We start from the raw sequence: 13,091 nt of genomic DNA, 5'->3' as shown, positions 1-13,091 counted from the left end.
GAATCAGCGCCGTGGAGAGCGCGAGGTAAAGAAGCGTTGCAGCAAACAGAAGACGAACAGCAGCGCGCCGACCACGATGCGGGTCCACCACGAGCTCAGCGTGCCGTCGAAGGAAATCAGCGTCTGGATGATCCCGAGCATCAGCACGCCGAACAGCGTGCCCGCCACGTAGCCCACGCCGCCCGTGAGCAGCGTGCCGCCGATCACCACCGCCGCGATGGCGTCGAGCTCCAGCCCCACCGCATGCAGGCCGTAGCCCGAGAGCATGTAGAACGTGAAGATCACGCCCGCCAGCGCCGAGCAGAAGCCCGAGAGCGTGTACACGCCGATGAGCGTGCGGCGCACCGGCAGGCCCATCAGCATGGCCGAATGTTCGCTGCCGCCGATGGCGTACACCGCGCGGCCGAAGGGCGTGCAATGCGCGATGAAGATCGCCGCCAGCAGCACCGCCACCGCGATCACCGCGCTGATGGACACCGAGGCCTCGCCCCAGACCGGAATGCGGATCTGCGAAACCTCCGAATAGAAAGTGTTGGTGATGCTGATCGAGTCGATGCTGATGAGGTAGCACAGCCCGCGCGCCAGGAACATGCCCGCCAGCGTGACGATGAAGGGCTGCAGCCGGTAGCGTTCGATCAGCAGCCCCATGAAGGCGCCGAAGGCCGTGCCCATCACCAGCACCAGCGGAATCACCACGCCGGGGCTCCAGCCGTGTTTTTCTACCAGCGAGGCCGACACCATGGTGGTCAACGCGATCACCGAGCCCACCGACAGGTCGATGCCGCCCGAGAGGATCACGAAGGTCATGCCCACCGCCACGACGATGAGGAAGGCGTTGTCGATCAGCAGGTTGAGGAACACCTGCGCCGAAAAGAACCCGTCGTAGAAGACCGAACCCAGCGTGGCCACCAGCACGAACAGCGAGATGGTCGCCGCCAGCGGCAGGTACTTGGGGTTGAGCCCCTTCCTGCTTCCTTTCCCGCGCGCGGGAGAAGCGGGAGAAGGTTGCGGCGAGGGTGTCACGTCGATCACCGCGCTCATGACCGCGCTCCTTCATGCGCAGGCCGCTGCACGAGCGCCCGCACTTGCGCCCTGAACTCCGGCGACTGCAGCAGCATCACCGCGAACACCACGCCCGCCTTCACCACCAGGTTGATCTCCGGCGGCACGCCCAGCGAATAGATCGCATAAGTCAGCGTCTGGATGATCAGCGCGCCGATCACGCTGCCCACGAGGCTGAAGCGCCCGCCGGTGAGCGCCGTGCCGCCCAGCGTGACCGCCAGGATCGCATCGAGCTCGATCAGCTGCCCCGCGTTGTTGCCGTCCGCGCTCTTCACGTTGGAGCTGATCAGCAGGCCCGCCACGCCGGCGCAGGCACCGCAGAACGCATAGGCCCCGACGATCAGGCGCCGCGCCTGCACGCCCGCCACCCGCGCCGCCGTCGGGTTGATGCCCACCGCCTGGATGAACAGCCCGAGCGCGGTGCGCGTGATGGCCAGGTACAGCAGCACGAACACCGCCGCCGCGATAAACAGCGAGAACGGCAGCCCCAGCAGGTAGCCGCTGCCCAGGAAGAAGAAGGGCTTGTAGTAGATCGTGATGATCTGTCCGTCGGCAATGAGCTGCGCGATGCCGCGCCCCGCCACCATGAGGATCAGCGTCGCGATGATCGGCTGCATGCCGACCTTGGCGACCAGAAGGCCGTTCCACAGCCCGCACAACAGCGCGATGCCGATGGCCGCGACGATGGCGAGCGACATGGGGAAGCGGCTCACGTCGCTGGCCACCGAGCCGCCGATCATCCAGGCCGCGAGCGCCGCCGCGATGGCCACCACCGCGCCCACCGAAATGTCGATGCCGCGCGTGGCGATGACCAGCGTCATGCCGAGCGACACCAGCACCAGCGGCGCCGCGCGGTTCAGGATGTCGATCAGGCTGCCGTACAGGTGCCCGTCGCGCCATTCGAGGTGCAGGAAGCTGGCGTTGAAGGCCGTGTTCACCGCGAGCAGGAGCACGAGGGTGACGATGGGCCAGGCCAGGCGATGGCTCATGAGAGATGAAAGGCGGTTCATGTGTTCTGCCTTGCTCCTTCCCCTTTCGGGGGAAGGCTGGGATGGGGGCATGCGGCGTCGAACGCCGCGCGAAGGTGGAGGCCGCCTGCCCCCACCCCTGCCCTCGCCTGGAAGGGGAGGGAGAAAGAAAGGAGATGCATCATGCGGCGGCAATCATTTCGTAGACCTCGTCCTCGGTCGCACCACCCGGCAGCTCCCCCACCTTCTTGCGGTCCCGCAGCACCACGATGCGATGCGCCACGCGCACCACCTCGCTCATCTCCGACGAGATGAAGATCACCGCCATGCCCGCCTTCGCGAGCCGCAGGATCTCTTCCATGATCTCCTGCTTGGCCGCCACGTCGATGCCGCGTGTCGGCTCGTCGAGTATCAGGAGCCGCGGCTCGGTCGCGAGCCAGCGCGCGATCATGGCCTTCTGCTGGTTGCCGCCCGAAAGCAGCCCGATGGGCGTCTCGACGCTGGCCGTCTTGATGCCCAGCGACTTGACGAAACGCTGCGCCATCTCGGTCTGCTCCGCATGCGACAGGAAGCGCCGCGTGCCCAGCCGCGCCTGCAGGGCGAGCGCGATGTTCTCGCGCACCGACAGCTCCGCAACGATGCCGTCGGTCTTGCGCTCCTCCGGGCAGAGGGCGAGGCCTTCGCGGATCGCATCGGCCGGGTTCGAGAAACTGACGGAACGGCCATCGACCTTCAGCACGCCACGGTCGGGCGACTCCAGCCCGAACAGCAGCCGCGCGAGCTCCGTGCGGCCCGCTCCCAGCAGGCCGGCGATGCCGACGACCTCGCCGGCACGCACGCGCAAGTCCGTCGCCTGCAGTTGACCGGCCTGGCCCAGCCCCTCGGCCTGCAGCAACGCAGGGGCGGCTTCGTCGAACGCGGGCAACGCCGCGGGCCGTGCCGACTGCGCCGCCAGTTCGCGCCCCAGCATCGCGGCAATCAGCGCCTGCGGCCCCAGGTCGGCCGCCTTCCACTCGCCGATCCAGCTGCCGTTGCGCAGCACCGTGATGCGGTCGGACACCGCATACATCTGGTTGAGAAAGTGCGTGACGAAGACGATCGCCAGTCCCTCGCCGCGCAAACGCCGCAGCACCTCGAACAGCTTCTCGACCTCGTCGTCGTCCAGGCTCGAGGTCGGCTCGTCGAGGATCAGCACCTTCGACGACACGCCCAGCGCCCGCGCAATGGCCACCATCTGCTGCACCGCCACCGAGTAGCTCGACAGCAGCCGCGTCACGTCGATGTCCAGGCCGATGCGCGCCAGCAGCTCTTCGGCGCGCCGATTGACGCTGGCCCAGTCGATGCGAAAGCCCTGCGCCACACCGCAGCGCGGATAGCGCCCCGCGAACACGTTCTCCGCCACCGACAGGTTCGGGCACAGGTTCACCTCCTGGTAGACCGTGCTGATGCCCAGCTTCTGCGCCTCCAGCGGCGAATGCGGGTGAATCGGCTGGCCGTCGAGGAATATCTGGCCGCCGCTCGATGGCAGCACGCCCGTCAGCACCTTGATCAGCGTCGACTTGCCCGCGCCGTTCTGTCCCATCAGCGCATGGATCTCGCCCGGGTACAAGCGCAGCTGCACGTCGCGCAGCACCGGAATGCCGCCGAACTGCTTGTGGATGCCCTTGAGCTCCAGCACGGGCGAGGGAGTGTCGTCGTCAGCCATGCGAAGCCGTCACTTGTTCTTGTTGTAGACGTCGATGAACACCGCCGCCAGCAGCACCAGGCCCTTGATGACCTGCTGGTAGTCGATGCCGATGCCCAGGATCGACATGCCGTTGTTCATCACGCCCATGATGAAGGCGCCGATCACCGCGCCCATCACCCGGCCCACGCCGCCCGAAGCCGAGGCGCCGCCGATGAAGCAGGCCGCGATCACGTCCAGCTCGAAGCCCAGGCCCGCCTTGGGCGTGGCCGTGTTGAGCCGCGCCGCGAACACCAGGCCCGCCAGCGCCGCCAGCGCGCCCATGTTCACGAAGGTGAGGAACGCCAGACGCTGCGTCTTCACGCCCGACAGCCGCGCCGCCTTCTCGTTGCCGCCCAGCGCATAGATGCGCCGGCCGAGGGTGGTGCGGTTGGTGACGAAGTCGTACACCACGATCAGCACCGCCATCACGATCAGCACGTTCGGCAGGCCCTTGTAGGTGGAGAGCAGGTAGCTGAAGAACAGGATGATGGCCGCGAAGAACAGGTTCTTCACCAGGAAGAAGGCATACGGCTCCTGCTCCATGCCGTGCGCCGCCAGCTTTGCGCGGCCCCGCAGCTTGAAGAACACCAGTGCCACGGCGGCCAGCGCGCCCACGATGAGCGACGTGAGGCGCAGCGTGTCGCCTCCCAGCGGATCGGGAATGAAGCCCGAGCTGAGCCGCTGGAACGCCACCGGAAACGGCCCCACCGACTGCCCCGCCAGCAGGGCCAGCGTGAGCCCCTTGAACACCAGCATGCCCGCCAGCGTGACGATGAACGAGGGGATCTTGCGGAACGCCACGAACCAGCCCTGCGCCGCGCCGATGACGGCGCCCGCGAGGATGCTCACGATGGCCGTCGGCACGAAGTGCCACTCGTACTCCACCATCAGCACCGCCGCCAGCGCGCCGATGAAGCCGCACACCGAGCCCACCGAAAGATCGATGTGCCCCGCCACGATCACCAGCAGCATGCCCAGCGCCATGATGACCACGTAGCTGTTCTGCAGCAGCAGGTTGGTGAGGTTGAGCGGGCGCAGCAAGGTGCCGTCGGTCAGCACCTGGAACAGCACCATGATCGCGACCAGCGAGATCAGCATGCCGTATTCGCGCAGGTTGTTCTTCAGGAAGCCTGCATGCAGCCTGGCCGCCCCTTCCTGCACCGGCACCGCCGGCTTCATCGCGTTGACTTCAGGCTGCGACATGGACGGAACTCCCCGCGCTGACGATGGCATGCATGATGCGTTCCTGCGAAGCCTCGGCCGCAGTGAACTCGGCCACGAAGCGGCCCTCGTTCATCACGTAGATGCGGTCGCACATGCCGAGCAGTTCCGGCAGTTCAGAAGAAATCATGAGAATGCCTTTGCCCTCGCTCGCGAGCTGGTCGATGATGGTGTAGATCTCGTACTTGGCGCCCACGTCGATGCCGCGCGTGGGTTCGTCCAGAATCAGCAACTCGGGTTTGGTGAAGAGCCACTTGCTCAAGACCACCTTCTGCTGGTTGCCGCCCGACAGGTTGACCACCAGCTGCTCCACGCCGGAGCAGCGGATGTTGAGTGCCTTGCGGTATTCGTTGGCCACCTTGAATTCGCGGCCGGTGTCTATCACCGCCGAATCGGCCACCGCCTCCAGGTTGGCCAGGCTGATGTTCCTGCGGATGTCTTCCTCCAGCACCAGCCCCAGCCCCTTGCGGTCTTCGGTGACGTAGGCGATGCCGTGGTCGATGGCCTTGCGCACCGTGCTCACGTCCACCGGCTTGCCGTGCATGAACACCGAGCCGCTGATGCGCTGGCCGTAGGACTTGCCGAACACGCTCATGGCCAGCTCGGTGCGGCCCGCGCCCATGAGGCCCGCGATGCCGACGATCTCGCCCTGTCGCACGTTCAGGCTCACGCCCTTGATCTGTTCGCGGTCGGCGTGCAGCGCATGGTGCACGCGCCAGTCGCGCACCTCGAACACGGTCTCGCCGATCTTCGGCGCGCGCTGCGGATAGCGATGCGCCATGTCGCGCCCCACCATGCCGCGGATGATGCGGTCCTCGCTGATCGGCTGCGCGCGGCAGTCCATGGTCTCGACCGTCGCGCCGTCGCGCAGCACGGTGATCGAGTCGGCCACCTTGGCGATCTCGTTGAGCTTGTGCGAGATCAGGATCGACGCGATGCCCTGGCGCTTGAGTTCCAGCAGCAGCATCAGCAGCGCGTCGCTGTCGCGCTCGTTGAGGCTGGCGGTGGGCTCGTCGAGGATCAGCAGCTTCACTTCCTTGGCCAGCGCCTTGGCAATTTCCACCAGCTGCTGCTTGCCCACGCCCAAGTCGGTCACCAGCGTGGTCGGCGGCTCCTGCAGGCCCACCTTGGCGAGCAGCTCGCGCGTCTTCGCATAGGCGGCGAACCAGTCGATCACGCCGCCGCGCGTGATCTCGTTGCCCAGGAAGATGTTCTCGGCAATCGACAGCAGCGGCACCAGCGCCAGTTCCTGGTGGATGATGATGATGCCGAGCTTCTCGCTGTCGGCAATGCCCCGGAAGCGGCGCACCTCGCCCTCGAAGCGGATCTCGCCCTCGTAGGAGTCGCACGGGTAGACGCCGCTGAGCACCTTCATGAGCGTCGACTTGCCCGCGCCGTTCTCTCCCACCACGGCATGGATCTCCCCGGCGCGCACGCCGAGGTTGACGTTGCTCAGCGCCTTCACGCCGGGAAACGTCTTGGTGATGCCGCGCATCTCCAGGATGGCGCCGGCATCGGCGAGGCTGCCTTCGGTGCTCACTTGATCTGGCTTTCCTTGTAGTAGCCGCTGTCGACCAGCACCTGCTTCCAGTTCGACGCATCCACGCTCACCGGCTTGAGCAGGTAGGAGGGCACCACCTTGATGCCGTTGTTGTAGGTCTTGGTGTCGTTCACCTCGGGCGTCTTGCCCGAGAGCATCGCGTCCACCATCGACACCGTCACCTTGGCCAGCTCGCGCGTGTCCTTGAACACGGTCGAGGTCTGTTCCTTGCGCAGGATCGACTTGATGGAAGGCACCTCGGCGTCCTGCCCCGACACGACGGGCATCGGCTGCGAGCCCGAGCCGTAGCCCACGCCCTTGAGCGACGACAGGATGCCGATGGAAAGGCCGTCGTACGGCGACAGCACCGCATCCACCCGGTCCTTGGTGTAGTAGGCCGACAGCAGGTTGTCCATGCGCGCCTGCGCCACCGCGCCGTCCCAGCGCAGCGTGCCGACCTTGTCCATGCCCATCTGCTTGCTGCGCACCACCAGCTTGCCGCTCTTGATGTACGGGTCGAGCACCGACATCGCGCCGTTGTAGAAGAAGAAGGCGTTGTTGTCGTCGGGCGAGCCGCCGAACAGCTCGATGTTGAACGGCCCCTTGCCGCTCTTCAGGCCCAGCGCCGCCTCGATCGACTGCGCCTGCAGCACGCCGACCTGGAAGTTGTCGAAGGTGGCGTAGTAGTCGACGTTCTTCGAGCCCTTGATGAGCCGGTCGTACGCAATGACCTTCACGCCCTTGTCGGCCGCCTTCTGCAGCACGTCGGACAGCGTGGTGCCGTCGATGGCCGCGATGACCAGCACCTTGGAGCCCTTGGTCACCATGTTCTCGATCTGCGCGAGCTGGTTGGGAATGTCGTCGTCGGCGTACTGCAGGTCGGTCTTGTAGCCCTTGTCCTTGAAGTACTTGACCATGTTGGCGCCGTCGGCGATCCAGCGCGCCGACGACTTGGTGGGCATCGAGATCGCGATCAGGCCCTTGTCCTGCGCGCTGGCCAGCGGCGAGAAGCCGACGATGGCGAACGCGATGCCCGCGAGCGATGCCTTGAGGAATTTTCGTTTCATGTCGGGGTGTCCTCAGTACTTGCGGTTGGGGAATTCTTTGGCGGCGACTTCCATGGGGAAGATGCTTTCGACGGTCACGATGCGCTTGGGCAGCGTCTTGCCGTCCTTGATGTCCTTCACCGCCTGCATGAGCTGCGGGCCGAGCAGCGGGCTGCACTCCACCGACACGTTGAGCTTGCCGGCGATCATGGCCTCGAAGGCGCCCTTCACCCCGTCGATGGAAATGATGACGATGTCCTTCGCGGGCTTCAGGCCTGCCTCTTCGATGGCCTGGATCGCACCGATGGCCATGTCGTCGTTGTGCGCGAACAGCACATTGATCTTCTTGCCGTCGGCCTTCAGGAAGGCTTCCATCACCTCCTTGCCCTTGGCGCGGGTGAAGTCGCCGGTCTGCGAGCGGATGATCTTGAACTTCGGGTCGGCCTTGATGATTTCCTCGAAGCCCTTCTTGCGGTCGATGGCCGGGGCCGAGCCCACGGTACCCTGAAGCTCGACGATGTTCACGTCGCCCTTCTGGTCCTTCATCTTCTCGACCAGCCAGCGGCCGGCCTTGCGGCCTTCCTCGACGAAGTCGGAACCCATGAAGGTCACGTAGAGCGAGTCGTCCTTGGTGTTGACGGAGCGGTCGGTCAGCACCACCGGAATCTTGGCGGCCTTGGCCTCGCGCAGCACGGTTTCCCAGCCCGACTCGACCACCGGCGAAAAGGCGATCACGTCGACCTTCTGCGCAATGTAGGAGCGGATGGCCTTGATCTGGTTCTCCTGCTTCTGCTGCGCGTCGGAGAACTTCAGCTCGATGCCGGCGTCCTTGGCGGACGACTTGATCGACTCGGTGTTGGCGGTGCGCCATTCGCTTTCGGCGCCCACCTGCGCGAAGCCCAGCACGAGCTTCTTCTGCGCGAAGACGGACACGGGCAGCATGCTGCCCAGGGCTGCGGCGGCGAGCGCGGTGTTGAGGGTGCGGCGATTCATGGTCATGGGATGTCTCCTTCTCGATGTCGTGAGGACTTGCAGTTGACTGTTGGTAGTAGTGATGAACGAAACCCCGTCAGGTCAGGCCAGCATGTAGCCGGTCTTCACCGTCGTGTAGAACTCCGCGGCGTGGCGCCCTTGTTCGCGCGGCCCGTAGCCCGACCCCTTGCGGCCGCCGAAGGGCACGTGGAAGTCCACCCCCGCGGTCGGCAAATTGACCATCGTCATGCCGACCACGGCATGGCGCCTGAAATGCATGGCGTGCTTCAGCGAATTGGTGCAGATGCCCGCGCACAGGCCGAAGGGCGTGTCGTTGCACAGCGCCAGCGCCTCGTCGTAGTCGTCGGCGCGCAGCACGCAGGCCAGCGGCCCGAAGACTTCCTCGCGCGCGATCCGGTGCGAAGGCTTCGCCAGGAACAGCGCGGGGCTCATGTAGTGGCCGCGGGTGGCACGCTCCAGCGCCTCGCCGCCCCACACATGCTCGGCGCCTTCCTCGCGCGCGATGCCGACCCACGCGAGGTTCTGCGCCAGGCGCTCCTCGTCGGCCACCGGGCCGATGTCGATGCCGCGTTCCAGCGCATGGCCGATCTTCAGCGCCTTGAGGCGCTGCCGCAGCTTTGCCACGAAGGCGTCGTGCACCGGGGCTTCGACGATGAGCCGGCTCGACGCGGTGCAGCGCTGGCCGGCGGAAAAATACGCGCCCTGCACCGCGCAGTCGACGGCGCGGTCGAGGTCGGCATCGGCCAGCACCACCAGCGCGTTCTTGCCGCCGGTTTCCAGCTGCACCTTCGCGCGCCTCGCGGCGGCGGTCTGCAGGATGCGCTCGCCGTTGGCCACCGAGCCGGTGAAGCTCAGCGCATCGACCAGCGCGCTGTCGACCAGCGCCTGCCCCACCTCGCGGCCGCTGCCCATCACAAGATTGAATGCGCCGGCCGGCAGGGCGGCGCGGCTGATGATCTCGGCCAGCACCCAGCCGCAGGCCGGCACCAGCTCGGCCGGCTTGAACACCACGCTGTTGCCATGGGCCAGCGCGGGCGCGATCTTCCAGGCGGGAATGACGAAGGGCGAGTTCCACGGCGTGATGAGCCCGACCACGCCCACCGGTTCGCGCGTGACGTCGACCTGCACGCCCGCGCGCACAGAGGCCACGTTCTCTCCGCCGCCGCCGCCCGCACCGCCACGGATGGCCTCGCCGGCGAAGAACTTGAAGATCTGGCCGGCGCGGGCCACTTCGGCCACGGCCTCGGGCAGCGTCTTGCCTTCCTCGCGCGCCAGCAGCAGGCCCAGTTCGTCCTTGCGCGCCAGCAGCTCGGCGCCGATGCGGTCGAGCACGTCGGCGCGCCGCTGCGGCGTGCTGTGGCTCCAGTGCGGAAAGGCCTCGGTGGCGGCGCGAATGGCCGCTTCGGCCTGGCGGCGGTCGGCACGTGCGTACTCGGCCACCACTTCGCTGGTGTCCGACGGATTGGCGCTCACACCGGTGGTCGCGCTGGTTTCCCAGCGGCCATTGATGTATTGCCGCACGTGCAGATGAATCTCGCCGTGAATCACCGTGGCGTCGACCTTGTCTCTGTTGTTCTTGAATTGGAGGGCAGTCTAAGAACAGAATCGATATCGATCCAATCGTTTTTTACGCAAAATGCATATCAATCGCTGGATTCTGGAAAACCCGATCAGTCCTTGGTCTTAAGAAAAATGACGAACTACAACCACTGGTTCATCCGCGCCCGGCTCAAGACGCGGCAACTGCTGCTGCTCGTGGCCCTGGCCGAGGAAGGCAACATCCACCGTGCGGCGCAGGTGCTCAACATGACGCAGCCGGCCGCGTCCAAGCTGCTGAAGGACCTGGAAGATGTGCTGGAGGTGCCGCTGTTCGACCGCCTGCCGCGCGGCATGCGCCCGACCTGGTACGGCGAGACCATGATCCGCCACGCCCGCGTCGCGCTCGCCAGCCTGAATCAGGCGCACGACGAACTCACCGCGCTGAAGGCCGGGCGCTTCGGCCAGGTGAGCGTGGGCGCCATCACCGCGCCGGGGCTCACGCTGCTGCCGCCGGCCGTGGCCATGGTCAAGCGCGAGCAGCCCGACCTGCGGGTGTCGCTGGAGATAGAAACCAGCCCGGTGCTGATCGAGCGGCTCGAGCAGGGCAAGCTCGACATCCTGGTGGCGCGCCTGTTCGCCGAGCACGACAAGGCGCAGCTGCGCTACGAGGCCTTGAGCGAAGAGCCGGTGTGCGCGCTGGTGCGGCCGGGCCATCCGCTGCTGGGCGTGAGCGGCCTCACGCTGCGCGACGTGGTGAGCGCCGGCTGGATCGTGCCGCCCGCGGGCAGCGTGCTGCGCCACCGCTTCGAGCTGATGTTCCAGGAAGAAGGCCTGGCGCCGCCGACCAACACCATCGAGAGCCCCGCCCTGCTCTTCATCACGCGCATGCTGCAGCAGAGCGACATGGTGGCGGTGCTGGCCACCGACGTGGCGCGCTACTACGCATCGCACGGCATCGTGTCGCTGCTGCCGCTGAACATGCCCTGCCACATGGACGCCTTCGGCATCATCACGCGCACCGACCGGCTGCTGTCGCCGGCAGCCAGGGTGATGATGAAGGCGCTGAAGACCGCGAGCCTCAGCGTGTACGGCCGCAAATTCGAGATCGACTGAGGGCGGATGGCCGCCGCGGCTTCAGGTCCAGCCGGCGTCCACGGTGAATTCCTGAGCGGTGCACATCTTCGCGTCATCGGATGCGAGGAACAGCACCATGCGCGCGATGTCTTCCGGCATCAGCTTGTCGGGCAGGCACTGGTTGCGGTGCAAGGCCTTCTCGCCCTCCTCGTCGAGCCACAGCTTCACCTGCCGCTCGGTCATCACCCAACCGGGCGACACGGTGTTGATGCGGATGCGGTCGCGGCCCAGGTCCACCGCCAGCCCGCGCGTGAGGCCGTTCACCGACGACTTGGCGATCGCATAGCAGGGGTAGCCCGAGCCCTTGGTCTGCCAGCCGGTGGAGCCCAGGTTCACCACCGAGCCGAAGCCCAGCCGCTTCATGCCCGGCACCACCGACTGGATCGCGAACAGCGCCGGCCGCTCGTTGATGGCCATGCGGTTGTCGTAGTAGTCGGGCGTGACCGACTCGAGCGTGTGGCGGTCGTCGCTCGCCACGTTGTTGACCAGCACCGCGAAGTCGCCGAGCTCGCCCGCCGCATCGGCAATGGCCTGCTGCAGCGCGGCGATGTCGCGCACGTCGCAGGTGCGCCACCACGGCGCCGCATGGCCGGCCGCCACGATCTGCCGCGCGAGTTCCGCGCTGGCGCTCTCGGCGATGTCGACGAAGGCCACGCGCGCGCCCTGCGCCGCGAAGGCAGAGACGATGGCCGCGCCGATGCCGCTGCCGCCGCCGGTGACGAACACCGTGCGGTCTTTCAGGCTCGGATGAATGGAAAGCTGAGGGGAATTCAAGAAATGGTCTCCAGATGCCCGGCAACTGACATTGCAATATGAATATCAATCGATGCCAGTATTTTTGATTTCAGTTATCAATATGCCTTGATACGATCCGCCGCGTCAAGAAGACATGACACCGAGCAACGGAAACAACAAATGAACAAGCACGAGACAAACACCTCTTCCTCCTACTCCCCGCCGGTCGTCGAAGGCCCGCCCGAATGCATCTGGCCCGCGGGCGCCAACCTCGGCGAAGGCACGATGTGGTCGCAGCGCGAGCAGGCGCTCTACTGGATCGACATCCTCACGCCGCGCCTGTTTCGCCTGGACCCCGCCACCGGCGCGCAACGCACCTGGACCTTCGACGAGGAGATCACCGCCATCGCCGAGCGCGCCTCGGCGCCGGGCCTCTTCATCACGCTGCGGCGCGGCTTCGCGCTGCTCGACACCACCGTGCCCGGCGAAGAGGCGAAGCCGCGCTACCTGCACCAGCCCGAGACCGAGCGCACCGGCAACCGCTTCAACGACGGCAAGTGCGACGCGCGCGGCCGCTTCTGGGCCGGCAGCATGGACTTCGACTGCAAGGCCCCCACCGGCGCGCTCTACCGCTACGACGCCGACGGCCGCTGCACCCGGCATGACGACGGCTTCGAGGTGACCAACGGGCCGACATGGTCGGGCGACGGCCGCACCATGTACTTCAACAACACGGTGCTCAACAAGCTCTACGCCTACGACTTCGACATGGAAGCCGGCAGCGTGTCGAACCGTCGCGAGTGGCACCGCTTCCCCAAGCCCGACGGCCTGCCGGACGGCATGACCACCGACGCCGCCGGGCGCCTGTGGATCGCGCACTGGGGCGGCGCCTGCGTCACCTGCCACGACCCGGTGAGCGCGGCCGAGTTGTGCCGCATCGCCATACCCGCGAGCCACGTCACCGACTGCGCCTTCGGCGACACCGACCTGCGCACGCTCTACATCACGACCGCGCGCAACAGCCTCACGCCCGAGCAGCAGGCCGCCGAGCCGCTGGCCGGAGGCCTTTTCAAGGTGCGCATCGGCAGCCCCGGCGTGCCGGCGGCGCTTTTCGCGGGCTGAGCTTC

The 13,091-nt window shown here is 66.5% G+C and carries 11 protein-coding genes; 2 read left to right on the top strand and 9 right to left on the bottom strand.

From position 1 onward, the window contains the following. Positions 1-3: 3 nt before the first annotated feature. The 8 genes from yjfF to WIX39_RS09280 form a co-directional block, all read right to left on the bottom strand. Complete coding sequence (gene yjfF / locus WIX39_RS09315; protein WP_409194948.1) at positions 4-1,041, bottom strand: galactofuranose ABC transporter, permease protein YjfF; 1,038 nt, start codon at positions 1,039-1,041, stop codon at positions 4-6. After that, positions 1,038-2,072, bottom strand: a complete 1,035-nt coding sequence (locus tag WIX39_RS09310; RefSeq protein WP_409194947.1) for an ABC transporter permease — start codon at positions 2,070-2,072, stop codon at positions 1,038-1,040. Before WIX39_RS09310 ends, yjfF begins: the two co-directional genes overlap by 4 nt. 139 nt (positions 2,073-2,211) lie before the next feature. Continuing rightward, positions 2,212-3,735, bottom strand: coding sequence for a sugar ABC transporter ATP-binding protein (locus WIX39_RS09305; RefSeq protein WP_285413296.1), 1,524 nt, complete (start codon positions 3,733-3,735; stop codon positions 2,212-2,214). Positions 3,736-3,744: 9 nt separating this feature from the next. Continuing rightward, positions 3,745-4,959, bottom strand: a complete 1,215-nt coding sequence (gene mmsB, locus WIX39_RS09300; protein ID WP_285413295.1) for a multiple monosaccharide ABC transporter permease — start codon at positions 4,957-4,959, stop codon at positions 3,745-3,747. Beyond that, entirely contained in the window at positions 4,946-6,472 is a 1,527-nt protein-coding gene (gene mmsA, locus WIX39_RS09295) for a multiple monosaccharide ABC transporter ATP-binding protein (RefSeq protein WP_081268572.1), read from the bottom strand. The genes mmsB and mmsA overlap by 14 nt, the downstream gene beginning before the upstream one ends. Positions 6,473-6,513: 41 nt before the next feature. Continuing rightward, the gene (chvE, locus tag WIX39_RS09290; RefSeq protein ID WP_081268555.1) at positions 6,514-7,584 is read right to left on the bottom strand and encodes a multiple monosaccharide ABC transporter substrate-binding protein; all 1,071 of its coding nucleotides are present in this window, start codon (positions 7,582-7,584) and stop codon (positions 6,514-6,516) included. 12 nt (positions 7,585-7,596) lie between these two features. Then, positions 7,597-8,562: an ABC transporter substrate-binding protein gene (locus WIX39_RS09285; RefSeq protein WP_081268556.1), complete on the bottom strand. Its 966-nt coding sequence runs from the start codon at positions 8,560-8,562 to the stop codon at positions 7,597-7,599. Positions 8,563-8,637: 75 nt separating this feature from the next. Then, positions 8,638-10,104, bottom strand: a complete 1,467-nt coding sequence (locus WIX39_RS09280) for an aldehyde dehydrogenase family protein (protein ID WP_409194946.1) — start codon at positions 10,102-10,104, stop codon at positions 8,638-8,640. 144 nt (positions 10,105-10,248) lie between these two features. Here WIX39_RS09280 and WIX39_RS09275 point away from each other — a divergent pair, with 144 nt between their 5' ends. Further along, positions 10,249-11,208, top strand: a complete 960-nt coding sequence (locus WIX39_RS09275; protein ID WP_081268558.1) for a LysR family transcriptional regulator — start codon at positions 10,249-10,251, stop codon at positions 11,206-11,208. A gap of 21 nt (positions 11,209-11,229) precedes the next feature. On the opposite strand, the gene WIX39_RS09270 is transcribed toward WIX39_RS09275, so the two are convergent. Further along, positions 11,230-12,003 (bottom strand): SDR family NAD(P)-dependent oxidoreductase, encoded by a 774-nt coding sequence (locus WIX39_RS09270; protein WP_081268559.1) that lies wholly within the window; start codon positions 12,001-12,003, stop codon positions 11,230-11,232. Positions 12,004-12,144: 141 nt separating this feature from the next. Here WIX39_RS09270 and WIX39_RS09265 point away from each other — a divergent pair, with 141 nt between their 5' ends. After that, on the top strand, positions 12,145-13,086 hold the full coding sequence (locus WIX39_RS09265; RefSeq protein ID WP_409194945.1) for an SMP-30/gluconolactonase/LRE family protein: 942 nt from the start codon (positions 12,145-12,147) through the stop codon (positions 13,084-13,086). The last annotated feature ends 5 nt before the right edge of the window (positions 13,087-13,091 follow it).

Origin of the sequence: Variovorax sp. AB1(2024) (genome assembly GCF_037482385.2) — a bacterium.
GTDB lineage: Bacteria > Pseudomonadota > Gammaproteobacteria > Burkholderiales > Burkholderiaceae_C > Variovorax.
This window is presented reverse-complemented; position numbering and strand designations above follow the sequence as displayed.